The sequence below is a fragment of the Actinoplanes sp. CA-252034 genome, from assembly GCF_050956125.1.
In the GTDB taxonomy this organism is placed as follows: Bacteria; Actinomycetota; Actinomycetes; order Mycobacteriales; family Micromonosporaceae; genus Actinoplanes.
On the sequence record NZ_CP191846.1, the window covers coordinates 9,871,379 to 9,887,850 of the forward strand.

The following is a 16,472-nucleotide window of genomic DNA, read 5'->3' on the forward strand; positions in this document are numbered from 1 at the left end:
ACCCTGCCAGCGCGTAAACGCGAGTACGACGAGGACGACGTACGGATCCGGCCCGGCCGGTCGTCCCGCCCGCGTACCCGGACCCGGCCGAAACACGACGACGCCGTCGACGCCCTGGTCATCACCGTCGACCGGGGCCGTTACGGCTGTGTCCGAGAGGACAGCGGCGGCCTGGACGTGATCACCGCGATGCGGGCCCGTGAGCTGGGCCGCAAGTCGGTGGTGGTGGGCGACCGGGTGGCCCTGGTCGGCGACTCGTCCGGCGCGACGGGCACGCTGGCCCGGATCGTCCGGATCAGTGAGCGCACGTCGGTGCTGCGCCGCACCGCGGACGACGACGACACCACCCCCGAGGGCCGTCTCGAGCGGGTGGTGGTCGCCAACGCCGACCAGCTGGTGATCGTGAGCGCACTGTCCGACCCGCCGCCTCGGACCGGATTCATCGACCGGTGCCTGGTGGCGGCGTACGACGCGGACATCGAGCCGCTGCTCTGCCTGACCAAGGCGGATCTGGCCGGCCCGGAGCAGGTGCTGGGCTACTACGCCGAGCTCGACCTGCCGCACGTGCTGGTGCGCCCGGGCAGCGACCTGGCGGAGTTGCGCGAGCGGCTGGCGGGCCGCATCTCGGTGCTGGTCGGCCACTCCGGGGTGGGCAAGTCGACACTGGTCAACCGTCTGGTGCCGGATGCTCTGCGGGCGGTCGGCGTGGTCAGCGCGATCGGCAAGGGCCGGCACACGTCGACCAGCGCGGTGGCGTTGCGGCTGCCGCCGGTCGGGCGGTCGCGCCGCGATCCGGGCTGGATCGTCGACACCCCGGGGATCCGGAGCTTCGGCCTGGCCCACGTGAGCGCGGAGAGCCTGCTGCACGGGTTCCCCGACCTGGTCGAGGGGACGCTGGAGGACCAGCCGAACTGTGGTCACACGGCCGCCGACGGCGACTGCAGGCTGGACGCCTGGGTGGCCGAGGGGAAAGCCGACGAGCGCAGGCTGGCGTCGTACCGCCGTCTGCTCTCCAGCCGGGCCGGCGAGGGTGACGGGCGGGACACCGTCGCCGAGGAGGTCTGAAGGCGCGAGGCCGGGTCGATGGACTAGCTTTCTGGCATGGCCGGATATGCCGATGACCTTGCGCTTGCCCACGTCCTCGCCGACTCGGCCGATGCCATCTCGATGGCCCGGTTCCGGGCCCTCGATCTGTTGGTCGAGGAGAAACCCGACCTGACCCCGGTGTCCGACGCCGACACCGCGGTGGAGAAGGCGATCCGCGCCATCCTGGCCCGGGCCCGGCCCCGCGACGGGGTGCTCGGCGAGGAGTTCGGCCGGACCGCGGCGACCGCCGGCCCCGGTAATCGGCACTGGGTGATCGACCCGATCGACGGCACGAAGAACTTCGTCCGCGGCGTGCCGATCTGGGCCACCCTGATCGCGCTCATGGAAGGTGACACCCCCGTGGCCGGCCTGGTCTCGGCGCCCGCGCTGGGCCGCCGGTGGTGGGCCGGCCGGGGGCTGGGCGCGTTCGCCGGCAGGAACCAGCACTCGGCGACCCGGATCAACGTGTCGTCGGTGCGCAAGCTGTCCGACGCGAGCTTCTGCTACGCGAGCCTGAACGGGTGGGCCGACAACGGTCGCCTCGACCAGATGATGGACATCCTGCTCGGGGTCTGGCGCAGCCGGGCGTACGGCGACTTCTACGGCTACATGCTGCTGGCCGAGGGCGCGCTGGACGCGATGGCCGAGCCCGAGTTGTCGCTGTGGGACATGGCGGCGCTGATCCCGATCGTCACCGAGGCCGGCGGCAGGATCACCGACCTGGACGGGCGGCCGACCGCCGACAAGAGCTCGGTCATCGGCACCAACGGCCTGCTGCACGAGAGCGTGCTGACCGCTCTGGCCCGCCGCGGCTGACAACCACTCGTTCCGGCATGACCGCCCTGGTACGGGGTATCCCCGCACATACCGTGCTCACGAAATGCGCACGGTCCACGGGTCATGCACAATGGAGCGATCATGCCGAGCGAGGTTCGTCACCTGGTGGACCGCGGTCAGGCCTACCCTCTGGTCCGGTTGTCCGGGGTGCTGGACGGCGCCACCACGACGCCGGTCCGATCAGCGCTGCTCGACGTGCTCGCCGCCCAGCCGGAGGCGATGGTGGTCGACGTCACCGGGCTGCGGCTCGCCGAGCCGGACGCGATCCAGGTGCTGCGTGAGGTGCTGGACGAGACGCGGGACTGGCCGGGCAGCCATCTCGCGCTGTGCGGCACACCCGACGTCACTGCCTGGCGGCCCACCGGCTGGCCGGTCTGGCCGGACGCCTCCGGCGCCTTCGCCGCGCTCGGTGCCCCCGACTCTGCGGAGCACCGGATCGCCGTCGATCTGGAGCCGGTGACCGGCGCCGCCCGGCGCGCCCGTGAGGTGATCACCGAGGCCTGCGGGCGGTGGGACCGGCCGGACGTGGCCGGCAACGCGTGCATCGTGGCCACCGAGATGGTCAACAACGTGGTGGCGCACGTCCGCACCCCGATGAGCCTGCTGCTGGCCCTGCACGGCGAGACGATGGACGTGGCCGTGCGGGACTTCTCGCCGGCCCTCCCGCGCTACGGGGGCCCGGTGGCGCCGACGGCGTACGGAGGCCGTGGCCTGCTCCTGATCGGCACGGTCGCGGAGCAGTGGGGTCATCTGGCGCTCGACGGCGGCAAAGTCGTCTGGGCGCGCCTGGGCACGGCGGGCCGGAAAGCTCCGACGCCGCGACCCGGCATGATCGACCCCGCTCGTGGGTAGTCTGCCGGCATGCGAGAGAACGACTACCCGGCCGAGGTCACCGATCCGGAGGCGTCGGGACTGCCGGACACCGCCGATGACGATTCCTCCGCGTACGACGAGGTGAACAGCTCTCGATGGGCCGACGGGCCAGACCCGGCCGCGCTCGCCGGAGTCGGCCCGGGTGGGTCGAACCGGTTCGGGGAGACCGCCGAGGAGCAGCTGCACGGCGAGTCGCTGGACCGGCGGCTGCGGCAGGAGGAGCCGGACTTCGGCGCCGAGCCGGCCGAGCGGCCGCGTGACCCGTTCGACGAGACGATCGACGACTCGCAGCAGCGCGAGTTCGACCGTGACGTGTGGGAGCCGGGGCCGACCTCGGATCCGTCGTCGCCGGTGTCGCTCTACGACGACGGCCAGCTCGACGGCGACTCGCCGCGCCCGGTGGGCCGCCTGGTCGCGCCGGACGAGGGCTCGGGCTGGGACGACGAGGCGGACAGTGTCGCCTACGACGCGGGCGCGGCCGGTGGAGGCGCGAGCGCCGAGGAGCTCGCCATGCACGAGACCAACGCCCCGGACTACCGCTGACGCCGACCTCCGGGTCACTGCCGGCCTCCGCCGCCGGTGGCCTGCGGGTCACTGCCGGCCGAACGTCCGGTCACAGTCACATAAAGACTATTGCCGGTAGCGCTCCCGGTTGAGGAGAGTGCCCTCCTGATCTTCTAGCTGGGGGAGCCATGAGAGGGCGCGCTCTGATCGCGGCCGCGGTGATGCTCGCGGCGACGTGGGCCACCGGCGCCGAGGCGGCCACGGTGAACCGGACCGTGCTCAGCGACGGCTTCACCGGCGACCGCGGCGCCCGGCCGGACGGCGACGTCTGGACGGTCGCCGACGACCGGCGGGGCTTCGCCGTGCTGGACGGCGAGGGCCGGCTGGTGCTGGGCTCGGCGCTGCGCACCGGGAAGACCTTCGCCCAGGCGAACGGCCGGGCCGAGGCCCGTATCCAGGGCCGGCGACCGGACGGGGCGTGGCGGGCGCTCGGCGTGCTCGACGGGCAGGGCCGGGTGCCGGCGGGCTCGGTGGAGACGCTGGCCTCGGACCGGGTGGACGACGACGGCTTCCACACCTACGCGATCGACTGGTCGCCGGCGACGCTGACCTGGTCGGTCGACGGCCGCAAGGTGCTCCGCTTCACCCGGGCGGAGCAGGGCGCGCCGCTGATGTTCGTCCTCAACCTCGCGTCCGGCGGCTACTACTCGAACACGATGCTCGTCGACTGGGTGACGGTCCGGACGCCGGTGCAGGTCGACGCGGCGAAGTGGAAGGCGTTCACCGCGTACGACGTGGGCCGGCTGGTCGAGTACGAGAAGGTGGTCTACAAGGTCCGCGAGGCGCACACGTCGCTGCCCGGCTGGCAGCCCGACCTGGTGCCGGCGCTGTTCGCGAAGGCCTGATCAGCCGGTCACCGAGTACCGGTCGCCGTAGACCTCCCAGTTCAGCGGGGTGGCCAGGTCCAGGTTGCCGGCGTCCAGCAGGACCCGCTGAGCGGTGTCGATCCGGCTGGTGTCGCTGTGTGCCGCCTCGGTACGCATCTCGGCCGCCCGCGCGTCCAGGAAGGCCGACAGGTACGCGATCTCGTCGCCGCCCTGCACCGGGGTCCGCAGGCGCCCCACCACCTGCTGCCGGATCGAGCGCAGCCCGGAGATGCCGTGCATGACGGCCGCGTCGTAGTAGGCGAACTGGCCGAGAGCGCGCAGCCCGTCGGCCTCGGCCAGGCGCACCGCCGGTGAGAAGTACATCCGGTCCCGGGCATCCTCCTGGACTTTGCGGAACACCGGGTCCCCGGCGGCCGCGGCCCGCCAGGCGTCGGGGAAGCCCGGGTCGAGGCCGTCGTGCGAGTCGGTGCCGTCCACGGCGCGCAGCGCGGGCAGATAGCCGGCCAGCACGTTGCCCGGTTTACGGCGGGTGTACTCGGTGACCGCGGCGAGCATGTCCGAGGTGCCGGAGCAGAAGCCGACGATCCCGGCGGTGTAGCCACGGCCGTCTCGCAGGTCCTCGATGTAGCCGTATTCCGAGCGCCACTCCAGGGTCGAGTTCTCGGCGCTGGAGACGAGTTTGAGGGCGATCTCCTTCTTGGCCGGGGCGCTCAGGCCGGCGGCGACCGGCGGGACGTCGGCGGTCGCGGGAGGGTTCACGGCGGGCGCGGGACGGCCCGGACCGTACGCCCGGACGTCCCACAGTGAGTAGCCCTCCGGGGTGCCCCGCTGGGTGGCCAGCACGCGCAGGTGACGGCCTGTGGCGGAGAGGCCACGGATGTCGTCGACCGCACCGTCCCCGGTGGACGTCCGGTACAGGTCGCGCCACGTCGCCCCGTCGTCGGACAGCTGGATGCGGTACGCCTTCGCGTACGCCCTCGCCCAGTGCAGGCGCACCCGGCGGACCTCCTGGGCCGTACCCAGATCGATGAGAACCCACTGGGTGCCGGATCCGGCGGCACCGCTGGACCACCGGCTTCCGTCGGTCGTGTCGTCGGCGCTGGAGGCGGGCCACGCGATGCTCTCGGTCGCCGACGCCAGCACCGGCCGGCCATGGCTGAGCACCACGTCCGCGGAGGCGCCGGCCGCCGTGACCGAGACCGCCAGAGGCACGCAGAGCACCGCAGCGATCCCGCCGCCCAGCACCACCGATCGCATGGGTCAACGCTAGGCCGGACGGCCTCAGCGACGTCGGCGCTTCCGGGAAATCAGGTACACGATCACCGCGATGACCACGATCACACCGAGGCAGCAGACGATCCCGATGGTGCCGAAGCCGAAGCCACCGCGCCGGGACTTGCGAGCCGCCTCGACGACCAGCTGAGCTGCGCCGTTGTCGGCCGCCCAGGCCTGCGCCGGGATCAGCACACCGAGAGTCAGGCCCGTCAGGGCCGTGATGAACCATTTACGAAGTCGTCGAGCCATCTCACCCATGTGCCCCATGCTGGCCGATGTACGCAATGGGTAGGCGTCGTGTACCGAGGGAATGGGAGTGGCATGGACACGGATCTGGTGGCCCTGGCCGAGGCGCACGGGGTGGCCACACGGTACGAGAACTGGCAGCGCCAGGAGACCGAGGTGGCGCCCGAGTCGGTGATCGGGGTGCTCGGCATGCTGGGCGTCGACGCGAGCACCCCGGCGGCGGTCCGGGCGTCGCTGGCCGAGGCCCGGCGACGGGACAGCGGTGATCGACTGCCCGGGACGATCGTGCTGCGTGCCGGGAGCGGGCGGGAGCTGCCGGGCCCGGCCGAGGTGACGTTGGAGGACGGCACGGTACGCCGGCTGGACCGCCTGCCGCCGGACCTGCCGCTGGGCTGGCACCGGCTGCGGCACTCGGACCAGGAGGTCACCCTGGTCGTGGTTCCCGAGCAGTTGCCGGAGCCGCCGGACACGTGGGGCTGGATGCTGCAGCTCTACACGTTGCGCTCGGCCGGCTCGTGGGGCATGGGCGATCTCGGTGACCTGCGCGACTTCGTGGCCGGGTCGGCGGGGGCGGGGCTGGTCGTGCTGAACCCGCTGCACGCCATCACCCCGGTGGCGCCGGTGCCGGCCTCGCCGTACTCGCCGTCCAGCCGTCGTTTCGCCAACCTGCTCTACCTGCGGGTGACCGACACCGCGGAGTTCCGGCGCGCCTCCCCGGCGGTGCGGCAGCGGGTGGAGGAGCTGCGGCCGGCGCCGGCCGCCGACGGTCTGATCGACTACACCGCGGTGTTCGCCGCGAAACTGGCCGCGCTCGAGCTGCTCTGGCCCCTGGCCGGTCCGGTCGACCTGGACCGGGATCCGGGGCTGACCGACTTCGCCCGGTTCTGCGTGCTCGCCGAGGAGCACGGACCGGACTGGCGGGAGTGGCCGGCCGAGGTACGCCGCCCGGACACCGCGACCGTCCGGGCGATGAACGGTGACCGGGTCGCCTTCCACATCTGGATCCAGGGGCTGCTGGAGGAGCAGTTCACGGCGGCGGACCCGGGTGGCATGCCGGTCGGCATCGTCTACGACCTGGCGGTGGCCGTGGAACCGTCCGGCGCCGACGGGTGGCTGCTGCAGGACGTGCTGGCGATGGACGCGCGCACCGGGGCGCCGCCGGACGCGTTCAACCAGCTGGGCCAGGAGTGGGGTGGCGTGGCGTGGCGGCCGGACCGGCTGGTCGAGACCGGCTACGACGCGTACCGGGACATGCTGCGCCGGATCTTCAAGTACGCCCGGGGGCTGCGTGTCGACCACGTGGCCGGGCTGTGGCGCCTGTGGTGGGTGCCGGCCGGGCTGGGGCCGGCGAACGGGACCTACGTCCACTACGACCCGGAGGCCATGCTGGGCATCCTGGCGCTGGAGGCGTACCGGGCCGGGGCCGTGGTGATCGGCGAGGACCTGGGCACGGTCATGCCGGTGGTGACCGAGGGACTGCAGCGCACGAACATGCTGGGCTCGGCGGTGCTCTGGTTCACCCGGGACGACGAGGGCGGCTACCGTCCGTCGGCCGGCTATCCGCGTAACGCGCTGGCCAGCGTCTCCACGCACGACCTGCCGACCGCGGCCGGGTTCCTGGCCGGGGAGCAGGTCGAGGTGCGGGCGGCGCTGGGGCAGCTGGCCGCGCCGGTGGAGCAGGAGCGGGAGTCGTGGCGGGCGGACCGGGCGCTGCTGTTGGAGCGGCTGCGCGAGGAGGGGCTGATCGGCACGGAGCCGTCGGACGAGGACGTCGTGGTGGCGATGCACGAGTTCCTGGCCCGTACGCCGTGCCGGCTGGTGACCGCCTCGCTGCACGACGTCCTGCTGGAGCGGCGCCAGCCGAACCTGCCCGGCACCTTCGACGAGTATCCGAACTGGCGGATCCCGCTGGGCCGGGACCTGACCGAGGTGGTGGCCGACCCGCTGCTGCGCAAGGTGGCCGGCATCCTCGGCGGCCGCCCGGCGCCGCTGCCCGGGCGGCATCCGGGTGTGGCCCGGGCGGGTCAGATCGCCAGCGGCTCCGGTGGCGGGTCGTCGTCCAGCGCGTAGAGCATCGGATGCAGCGGCAGGTAGGTGTGCGGCTCCCGGCAGCGGGCCGGGGGCAGCAGTGAGGAGCGGTGGTCCGGGTGCTCGTGGCAGTGCCGCAGCGCCCGGGTCACCGTGTCGTCGTGGTGGCGCCCGCCGCCGTACTCGCCGCAGCCGGCGCAGTCCCACCGCCAGAACGGCGCGCCCTCGTCGGAGGTGTGGCGCCGGATCCGCAGGGGCGGCCCGGCCCGGCCCGCCCGCGAGGGCTGCCGCTGTGCGCCGATCATCTCGGCAAGCGAATTGCTGGACATGAGAGCAGTGTGGAACGCGCCGATCACGACCTATGGCCGTTTTGCGAGAATATCGCCGCTTTCAGCGTGCGGTGACGAGGCCCAGACTCGACGCGGCCACTCCCGGGAAGACACTCGACAGGTCACCGACACCGCACCGGGCGCGCAGGATCTCACCGATCACCGCCCGGTAGTCGGTGGTCACCGCCAGATCGCCGTCACGCAACTGCGCCGTGGTCAGGCCGGGCCATGTGCCGTACACCTTGCCGCCCTTGACGTTGCCGCCCAGCACGAACATGGCGTTGCCGTAGCCGTGGTCGAGCCCACCGGAGCCGTTCTGCGTCACCCGCCGGCCGAACTCGCTGATCGTGATCAGCGTGACCCGGCGCAACCCGTCCGGGCCGAGATCGGCGGCGAACGCGGCGAGCGCCGTCGCAAGGGCCTTGAGCTGGTCGAACATCCGCCTCCCGGCGACCGCCGGACCGAGGTTCTCGTGCATGTCCCAGTCGCCGGAGTCGACGGTCGCGCTCATCAGCCCGCTCCCCGACTTGACCAGACGGGCGACGTCGCGCAGCGCCGCCCCGAGCTCGGTGCCCGGATAGACCGCGCCGTTGGCCGGCGTGTATCCCGCCGCCCGCAGCTGCGCGGTCTTCTGCAGCGCGTCGTTCAGCTGCCCGGCGGTCTGCTTGAGTGCCACCGGCGCGCTCTCGTAGAGCTTCGCCATCGTGGCCGCGATCGGCCGGCCGGCCTGCTCGCCGGTGAGAACGGTCTTGTCGATCGAGGCGATGCCCAAGTAGGGCGCGGGGCCGGCGAGCACGCGGGCCGGCATCGCGGTGCCCAACGCCACCGCCCGCATCGGGTCGGCGGATCCGGAGAGGCCGAGCATCCGGTTCAGCCAGCCGGTCCGGATCGAGGTGCCGGGTGCCGCCCGTTCCAGATCCTCCATGGCCGAGAAATGCGATCGGTTCGGCGCCGGCTGCCCGACCGCCTGAACGGCGGCCAGCTGACCACCCGTCCAATACGGCAGCAGCGGCGACAGCGCGGGATGCAGACCGAAGAAGGATCCACCCCCGATCAACTGCGTCTTCGGTACGGCAATCGTGGGCCGGGCCGCGTAATAGGCGGAGTCGCCCGCCGGGACCACGGCGGAGAGCCCGTCGAAGCCGCCTCGGAGCGACAGCAGCACCAGCACGTCTCCCGTGTATCCGGGGTCGGCTGCGAACGCCAGGCTCGTGTCCAGGCCCGCCCCGGCCAGCCCGGCGAGAGCGCCCGCCAGCACCGTTCGCCGGCTCGGCCGGGCCTGACGGCTCTCGTCGCATCCACACTGTTCGCTCATCGTCACCTCACCGCGAAGGACGGGGAGTTGAGCAGCATCCCCATCAGGTACGGGTACATCCAGCCGGCCGCCGGATCGTTCGCCTTGAGCGGCGCCGCCGGGGTCTTGCCGTAGAACTCGGCCAGCGCCGTGATCTGCTGGGCCGTCGGCACGGTGCCGGTTAGCCGGAGCGCCGTCCTCTCGATCAGCGCGCCGTACGTCGCGGGCAGCGCCCCCACCATCCCGGTCAGCAGGTTCGCCGGCCGGACCAGCGTGTCCGGCCACCACCCGGCCGCGATCGAGAGGTGGAGGTTCCACCGCGCCAGCAGACCGGACGGTGACGCCCAGGCGGCCGCCACGTCCGGGTAGCCGTTCGGCGGCCCCCAGCCCAGCGGGGCGTGCCCGGCGTCGCGGGCCATCCCGTAGAGGCTCTCCAGGAACTTGGTGCCGGTGGTCGCCGGGCCGTAACCGAGGGTCCGCACGGTCGCGGCCAGGTCCTCCATCGGGGTCCGGGTCTTGGCCCCGGTCGACGCGGCGAACTCGGCCGACGTGAACAGCGCCCGCAGCACCGGCACGATCGCCGTCCGGTTGTCCAGGTAGACCTTGATCAGCGAGGTGACCAGCGAGGCCGGCGGCTCGTCGGCGACGAACCGGACGCACAGCTTGGTGACGATCCGGCGGGCGGTGGCCTGGTGCATGGCCAGGTAGTCGAGCAGCTCGAGAGCGGCCGCCTCACCACCGGTCGTGGTCGCGTTGACGTGCTGGAAGGCCAGCACCCGTACCGCGCCGGTGGCGTGGACCAGCGGGTCGTACCGGTACTTCCCGGTGGCGCCGTCCACGGTGAGGCCGGTGAGCAGCCGAGCTGCGTTCTTCACGTCCACCTCGGTGTAGGCCAGCCCCACGGTGTGCAGCTCGAGCAGCTCACGCCCGTAGTTCTCGTTCGGGGCGTCGCGGCTGGAGAACCGGTTGTCCAGGTACGTGAGCATCGCCGGGTGCCGGGCCGACGCCTTCAGCAGGTCGGCGAACGTCCCGAGGGCGTACCGGCGGATCATCGTGTCGTAGTCGATGCGGCTGTCCCAGACGTCCCCCTGCGGGCACGTCACGTTGAGGTGGTTGCTCCAGAAGTCGGTCATGACCTCGTGCAGCTGCCGCTCGCTCCAGATCGCCCGCGCCACGGCCGCCCAGCTGAGCTGCCACATCGGGTCCCAGCTGTACTGCTTGAGGGTGCCGGCGGCGACCCGGGACCGGATCTCGGCGGTGGAGAGCCGGGCCAGCGGCAGTCGGGCGACCACGCCGTCGGCCACCGGGTCCGCGATCGCCGACGGGCCGAGCTGCCGGTCCAGCCACGCGGTGGCGCCCAGCCGGCGGATCTCGGCGATCGAGGCGGGGCTCGGCCCGAAGGTGGCCCGGCGCAGCAGATGCAGCAACGGATCGGTGGGCAGGAGACCGGCCGGGGACGGCTCGGCGGCCGCCGCGGCGGTGGGCGTGCCGGTGGTCAGGGCGGTCGCGGCGCCGGCGGCGGCGATCCCGCCCACCACACTGCGCCGCGTCATCGTCTGCGGAGTCGCACTCACGGGGTTGAACGTCGGACGTCTCCCCGGTCACTTGTGCGTTCCCGCACCGGTGCTCCCGATCTGCTACCGGGATACTTGCCCGATGGCACAGCGCAGGGCATCGCGGACGCGGGTGGAGACGGTCGCCTCCGGCGTGGCCGAGCTGGTGCCCGACCCCGACCGAGACACCGCCTGGACGCTGCTGCTCGACGGCGCGCCGCAGTCGCACGTCGACCTGGCCGACCCGGCTCACCTGGAGTTCGAGTACGTGCGGCGGATGGCCGCCGCCATCGATCTGGCGGCGCCGGCCGGGCAGCCGCTGCGCGTGCTGCATCTCGGCGGCGGCGCGCTCACCCTGCCGCGGTATGTCGCGGTCACCCGGCCCGGCTCGGCGCAGCGGGTGGTCGAGATCGACGGGCCGCTGGTGGAGCTGGTCCGGCAGGCGCTGCCCCTGCCGGCCAATGCCAACATCCGGGTACGCGTGTCCGACGCCCGTGCCGCGGTCGAGGGGATGCGCGACGCCGGGTACGACGTGGTGGTCCTGGACGTGTTCGCCGGCGCCCGCACCCCCGCGCACCTGGCCTCGGCCGAGTTCGCGCAACAGGTCGCCCGGGTGCTGGCCCCGGCGGGCCGGCTGATCGCAAACGTCGCCGACGGGCCGCCGCTGCGGTATGCGCGAGCCCAGGTCGCCACGATCCGGGCCGCACTGCCGGAGGCCTGCCTCGTCGCCGACGCGGCGGTGCTGCGCGGGCGGCGCTTCGGCAATCTCGTGGTGATCGCCGGGCGTACCCCGCCGCCGATCGCCGAGTTGTCCCGGCGGGCCGCCGGTGACTGGTTCCCGGGGCGCGTCGAGGCCGATCTTGATCGTTTCACCGCCGGAGCGTCTCCCGTTCCGGACGCCACGGCGGTACCCTCTCCCCTACCGCCCGAAGGGCTCTTCGGTAACCGTAAGTGATCGTTGGGTCGGCCGTTGGTGTATCGCTGGTCACCGTCCTGTGTCGATTTCGCGAGTTCCGGTGTGATTCACGCCCGGTGACTGGCGACACCGCCGGTACCCGGTTGTAATCGTTGCGGCCGCTGTTCACGAGATCGCGGCAGGCACGGGGAAGGCAACCATGTTCCACCAGCACTTCCTGTCCCTCGCGGGCACGGACCTCGGACCGCTGGACAGCGGTGAGCGCATCCTGTGGCGCGGCCGCTGTGCGGTGGCCGAGTATGCGTTCGACGAGGCGTCGTCACTGCCCCGGTGGACGCTGCCGGAGGAGACCGACGTCGTCGTCACGGACCGCCGGGTGCGCTACGTCCACGACCGCGACGATACGCACAGTAGTGGCGAGTTGTTCTGGCTCTGGCCGCAGCATCTCCGTGTCCAGCCGGGAAACCGCGAGACCGGCCGTAACGGGACGGTCACCCAGATCCAACTGGTGTGCAAGGGCCCGGACGGCACCTTCCCGGCCCTGGTCTTCGCCGGCGGCGAGCTGAGCAAGGTCAGCGCGGCGGATCATCTGGCCAACACGATGCGCCAGGCGATCGCCCGGTTCCGAGTGGAGAACGCCGACCTGATCGGGGTCCCGGCGGTGCAGGCGCGGATGCTGTCCCGGCTGGTCATCGGCCCCGAGTTCAGCAACCACCTGGGCGGGCAGGGGCAGACCGTGACACTGCTCGGCGAGGTCGCGGTGCCCGCTCCGGACGCCAGGGAGCCCGCCTACCAGCAGGCGGCCCACCAGCAGGAGCCCGCCTACCAGGAGCCGGCCCACCAGGCGCAGCCCTACCAGGCGCCGGTGTACCAGGAGCCGGCATATCAGGGACCGGCATATCAGGAGCCCGTATATCAGGAGGCCTACCAGGCGCCGGTCTACCAGGAGCCGGTGTATCAGGAAGCCGCCTACCCGGAGCCGGTGTATCAGGAGCCGGTGTATCAGGACGCCTACCCGGAGCCGGTCTCCGGCTCACAGGGCTGGTCCGACCGCCCCGGCGTGGAGGCCGACGCGCTCCGCGCCGAGGAGGCCCTGCGCGCCGAGCTGGACTCCCGGCAGTCCGAGCCCGACCTGGCGTCCCGTGCCGCGACCCTGGCCGCACGGGTGGCGAACCTGGTCTCCCAGTCCCCCGACGACGGGCAGACGACGAACCTCTCCTCCTACCTCAACCGGGACCGCTGATCGTCTCCGGTCACGTCGTCGCCGGCACGAAACAGTGGCCGGCGGCGACCCGCTCCCGGTGCACCCGGTGCGCGCGGTCCAGCAGCTCCATCAGCTGCACCTCCTGACGGATCAGGGCCCGCTGCTTCTCCGGCAGCGCCTTGAGCTTCTCCTCCTCGGCGAGCAGCCGGTGGTAGACCTCGTCGCAGTACTCCGGGTCGGTCTCCACGTCGAGGAACTCCGTCGCCGACCGGCGAGCCGCGGCCGCCGCCGTGCGGGCCTGCCCCTTCGGGCTGAGCAGCGACGCGACCACGGTGATCACCAGGACGCCGACGATGGCCCCCAGCGAGACCGTGGTCGGGATCTCCACGACGTCGACCGGGTCCCCGCCGTTGATGAACGGCACATTGTTCTCGTGGAGGGCGTGCAGGACCAGCTTCACGCCGATCAGCCCGAGGATCGCGGCCAGCCCGTAGGACAGGAAGACCAGACGGTCCAGCAGGCCGTCGATCAGGAAGTAGAGCTGCCGCAACCCCAGCAGGGAGAAGGCGGTGGCGGTGAAGACCAGGTACACGTTCTGGGTCAGGCCGAAGATCGCCGGGATCGAGTCCAGCGCGAACAGGATGTCGGTGCCGCCGATCGCCACCATGACCAGCAGCATCGGCGTGAGCACCCGCTTGCCGTCCTGATAGGTGACGAGCTTGTCCCCGTCGTACGTGTCGGAGGTCCGCAGGAAGCGACGCGCCAGCCGGATCACGATGTTGTCCGGGGCCTCGCCGTCGTCGCGCTTCTCCTTCAGCAGATTGCCCGCCGTGACCAGCAGGATCAGCCCGAACAGGTAGAAGATCCAGGCGAACGAGTTGATCAGCGCGGCGCCGAGCAGGATGAACCCGGTCCGGGCGATCAGCGACACCACGATCCCGAACAACAGCACCTTCTGCTGGTCGGCGCGGGGCACCTTGAAACTGCTCAGCAGCAGCAGGAAGACGAACAGGTTGTCGACCGAGAGCGCCTCCTCGGTCACGTAGCCCGCAAAGTACTCCTGGCCCATCGTCGAGCCGCCGAAGATCCAGACGCCGACGCCGAACAGGATCGCGATCGACACGTAGATCGACGTCCACAGTGCCGCCTCACGCAGCCGTGGAACATGGGCCTTGCGCACATGGAAGAAGAAGTCGAAGAGCAGAAGGCCGACGATGCCGGCAACGGTCAGAGCCCACACCACACCGGACACCGGTTGCATGCGCCCATCCTAAGGGTGATCGGCGTCAGTCACTGCGGCTCGCAGCTGCGACGCGGTCAGGAAGATCGCTCCGTCCAGATTCGCGCCGCGCAGGTCCGTACCCCGCATGTCGGCGCCGGTGAAATCGGCCCGCCGCAGATCCGCATCGCGCAGGTCCGCGCCGATCAGCAGCGCGCCGCGGAAGCTGGCGCCACGCAGATCGGCGCCGCGCAGACGGCGGCCGATCAGCTGGGCGCCGCTGTGGTCCGGACGGCGCCCACCGACCCGGGACCGGGCCATCTCGCTCGCCCTCCGCAACAACGGCACGACCATGATCCGGTACGCCTCCACGTCCAGCCCGCGCAACCCGCCCGGCTCGCCACCGGCCAGAGCGTCGGTCTCGTCCAGGGCGGCCTGCAGTCTCGGGTGCAGCCGGCGCGCCTCGTCCAGCTTCAGCGCCTCGGTCAGATACCACATCAGCTCGTGCAGCTGGCGCACCACCGGAAGCAGCGCGAACATGTCGCCGGCCAGCTCCGGGGCGGACCGCCAGTCCCGCCCGCCGAAGGTGTCCTGAGTGATCCGCTGACCGGCCCCGAAACAGTCGAACACCACACAGCCGGGAAAACCACGCCGTGGCAGATCCTCATGAATGGTGCAGCGGAAATCGTCACCCAGATTTCGGCAGGGCCGCCCCGCCGGTTTGTCGACCGCGAAATCGGACGACTTGGCGAATGCGGGCGCAACACAGCACAACGCGGCGCACCGAGAACAATCGGCGGCTAGTTCGTTCATTCCTTGCACATTCCCTCGATCGACGCTGCCGACTACTTTACCGGCACCCGGTCGAACACCTCCGACCTGCAAGTTTGATCACGGCCAAAAGGGCGGCACTTGCGGGTAGGGTCCGCAGACGGGATGAACGATGACCACGTCGATTCGCTTTCGATAACCTCATCGCCCGGCCGCACAACGGAGGATTTCCAAAACCATGTACAGACGACCGAAAACAGTTTTCGGTATGGGTTCCGCTCTCGGCGTGCTCATCGCCGGCACCGGAGTCTTCGGCAGTGCGCCCGCCTGGGCCGCCGCGCCGACCTTCGACACCCCGGCCGCTCAGGTCGGCTACGGCACGGTGACCCTGACCGGCACCGCCACCGCGAACGCCACCGTCACGCTGCGGGAGGCCGCCTACAAGTGGGGCAAGGACGCCACCAACGGGTCCGAGCTGTCGCCGGCCACCCAGTTCGAGGACGACCTGCCCACCACCGTCACCGCCAACAGCAGCGGCCGGTGGACCATCCGCCGCACCATGGACTCCGGCTTCGTGTGGGCCGTCGAATCCGGCGGAGAGTACTCACGGATCGTGCAGGCCCCACTCAAGGTCGGCGCCACCTTCACCGTCACGTCCACCGGCGCCGGCAGCGTCAGCTACAACGTGCACACCAGCCCCGATCAGCCGTACTTCCCGGTCCGGGTGGAACGGCAGAGCGGCAGCACCTGGGTCGAGGTGGCCTCCGGCGTCACCGACGGGCCCGCCGGTGAGGGCGGCGCCACCCCGCCCAACGACGACGGCGACGGCAACGCCGAGTTCCAGGGCGCCGCCACCGGGCAGCCGGGCGGGCAGCAGACCTACCGGGCCGTCATCGCCGAGACCGGGAACGCGGCGTACGCCTCCGCCGAGAACCTGATCACCAGCAACACGTACACCCAGATCGTCAACGTCGGCGGCTCCGGTGGCGGCACCACCCCGCCGACCACCACCCCCACCACACCCCCGACCACGACACCCACCACACCGCCGACGACACCGCCGCCGTCCACGCCCGCCGTCGGCTCGGTGCAGTTCACCCGGATCGTCTACAACGCACCCGGCGTGGACAACCGCACCAACAAGAGCATCAACGGCGAATACGTCCAGCTAACCAACCGCAGCAAGAAGAACGTCAACCTCAAGGGCTGGACGTTCCGCGACGCCGCCGGCAACCTCTACCGGTTCACCGGCAACTACACGCTCTACGCCGGCAAGTACCTGACCATCCGCACCGGCAAGGGCACCAACACCGCGTTCACCCGCTACTGGGGCAAGAGCTACCACGTATGGAACAACAGCGGCGACACGGCGACCCTGCGCACCGACGCCGGAAAGACCATCGACAGCTGCAAGTGGACGAAGGCCGGAAAGGGCTACACCACCTGCTGA

The 16,472-nt window shown here is 71.5% G+C and carries 16 protein-coding genes; 9 read left to right on the forward strand and 7 right to left on the reverse strand.

Annotated features, from left to right (window positions below; genetic code table 11):
- Positions 1-3: 3 nt before the first annotated feature.
- The 5 genes from rsgA to ACQPZW_RS44560 all read left to right on the forward strand — a co-directional run bounded on the left by rsgA (position 4) and on the right by ACQPZW_RS44560 (position 4,205).
- Complete coding sequence (gene rsgA / locus ACQPZW_RS44540) at positions 4-1,065, forward strand: ribosome small subunit-dependent GTPase A (RefSeq protein WP_433797822.1); 1,062 nt, start codon at positions 4-6, stop codon at positions 1,063-1,065.
- A gap of 36 nt (positions 1,066-1,101) precedes the next feature.
- Positions 1,102-1,902 carry a histidinol-phosphatase gene (gene hisN, locus ACQPZW_RS44545; RefSeq protein WP_433792026.1) on the forward strand — a complete coding sequence of 267 codons (801 nt, stop codon included), beginning with the start codon at positions 1,102-1,104 and terminating at the stop codon, positions 1,900-1,902.
- 102 nt (positions 1,903-2,004) lie between these two features.
- Positions 2,005-2,775 (forward strand): ATP-binding protein, encoded by a 771-nt coding sequence (locus ACQPZW_RS44550; protein WP_433792027.1) that lies wholly within the window; start codon positions 2,005-2,007, stop codon positions 2,773-2,775.
- A gap of 9 nt (positions 2,776-2,784) precedes the next feature.
- Positions 2,785-3,339 (forward strand): DUF5709 domain-containing protein, encoded by a 555-nt coding sequence (locus tag ACQPZW_RS44555; protein WP_433792028.1) that lies wholly within the window; start codon positions 2,785-2,787, stop codon positions 3,337-3,339.
- A gap of 149 nt (positions 3,340-3,488) precedes the next feature.
- Entirely contained in the window at positions 3,489-4,205 is a 717-nt protein-coding gene (locus ACQPZW_RS44560) for a carbohydrate-binding protein (RefSeq protein WP_433792029.1), read from the forward strand.
- Here the strand turns inward: ACQPZW_RS44560 and ACQPZW_RS44565 are convergent, their stop codons facing one another.
- Together ACQPZW_RS44565 and ACQPZW_RS44570 are read right to left on the reverse strand one after the other, a co-directional pair.
- The gene (locus ACQPZW_RS44565; RefSeq protein ID WP_433792030.1) at positions 4,206-5,444 is read right to left on the reverse strand and encodes a chitosanase; all 1,239 of its coding nucleotides are present in this window, start codon (positions 5,442-5,444) and stop codon (positions 4,206-4,208) included. It abuts the gene before it with no gap.
- 24 nt (positions 5,445-5,468) lie between these two features.
- Positions 5,469-5,720 (reverse strand): hypothetical protein, encoded by a 252-nt coding sequence (locus tag ACQPZW_RS44570; protein WP_433792031.1) that lies wholly within the window; start codon positions 5,718-5,720, stop codon positions 5,469-5,471.
- Between the two features lie 63 nt (positions 5,721-5,783).
- On the opposite strand from ACQPZW_RS44570, the gene malQ reads away from it, so the two are divergent.
- Positions 5,784-7,778, forward strand: coding sequence for a 4-alpha-glucanotransferase (gene malQ / locus ACQPZW_RS44575; RefSeq protein WP_433792032.1), 1,995 nt, complete (start codon positions 5,784-5,786; stop codon positions 7,776-7,778).
- Here malQ and ACQPZW_RS44580 read toward each other — a convergent pair.
- The 3 genes from ACQPZW_RS44580 to ACQPZW_RS44590 form a co-directional block, all read right to left on the reverse strand.
- Positions 7,733-8,065, reverse strand: a complete 333-nt coding sequence (locus ACQPZW_RS44580; RefSeq protein ID WP_433792033.1) for a hypothetical protein — start codon at positions 8,063-8,065, stop codon at positions 7,733-7,735. The two genes, malQ and ACQPZW_RS44580, sit on opposite strands and share 46 nt — an antisense overlap.
- Positions 8,066-8,126: 61 nt before the next feature.
- On the reverse strand, positions 8,127-9,380 hold the full coding sequence (locus tag ACQPZW_RS44585; RefSeq protein ID WP_433792034.1) for a DUF1501 domain-containing protein: 1,254 nt from the start codon (positions 9,378-9,380) through the stop codon (positions 8,127-8,129).
- A gap of 2 nt (positions 9,381-9,382) precedes the next feature.
- Positions 9,383-10,933 (reverse strand): DUF1800 domain-containing protein, encoded by a 1,551-nt coding sequence (locus ACQPZW_RS44590; RefSeq protein WP_433792035.1) that lies wholly within the window; start codon positions 10,931-10,933, stop codon positions 9,383-9,385.
- Positions 10,934-11,015: 82 nt separating this feature from the next.
- Here ACQPZW_RS44590 and ACQPZW_RS44595 point away from each other — a divergent pair, with 82 nt between their 5' ends.
- Positions 11,016-11,867 carry a spermidine synthase gene (locus tag ACQPZW_RS44595; RefSeq protein ID WP_433792036.1) on the forward strand — a complete coding sequence of 284 codons (852 nt, stop codon included), beginning with the start codon at positions 11,016-11,018 and terminating at the stop codon, positions 11,865-11,867.
- Positions 11,868-12,027: 160 nt separating this feature from the next.
- Entirely contained in the window at positions 12,028-13,071 is a 1,044-nt protein-coding gene (locus tag ACQPZW_RS44600; protein WP_433792037.1) for a translation initiation factor 2, read from the forward strand.
- 10 nt (positions 13,072-13,081) lie between these two features.
- Here ACQPZW_RS44600 and ACQPZW_RS44605 read toward each other — a convergent pair whose 3' ends face one another.
- Together ACQPZW_RS44605 and ACQPZW_RS44610 are read right to left on the reverse strand one after the other, a co-directional pair.
- On the reverse strand, positions 13,082-14,293 hold the full coding sequence (locus ACQPZW_RS44605; protein ID WP_433792038.1) for a TerC family protein: 1,212 nt from the start codon (positions 14,291-14,293) through the stop codon (positions 13,082-13,084).
- Positions 14,294-14,302: 9 nt separating this feature from the next.
- Positions 14,303-14,884, reverse strand: coding sequence for a pentapeptide repeat-containing protein (locus ACQPZW_RS44610; RefSeq protein ID WP_433792039.1), 582 nt, complete (start codon positions 14,882-14,884; stop codon positions 14,303-14,305).
- Positions 14,885-15,290: 406 nt separating this feature from the next.
- Here ACQPZW_RS44610 and ACQPZW_RS44615 point away from each other — a divergent pair, with 406 nt between their 5' ends.
- Positions 15,291-16,472, forward strand: a complete 1,182-nt coding sequence (locus ACQPZW_RS44615; RefSeq protein WP_433792040.1) for a lamin tail domain-containing protein — start codon at positions 15,291-15,293, stop codon at positions 16,470-16,472.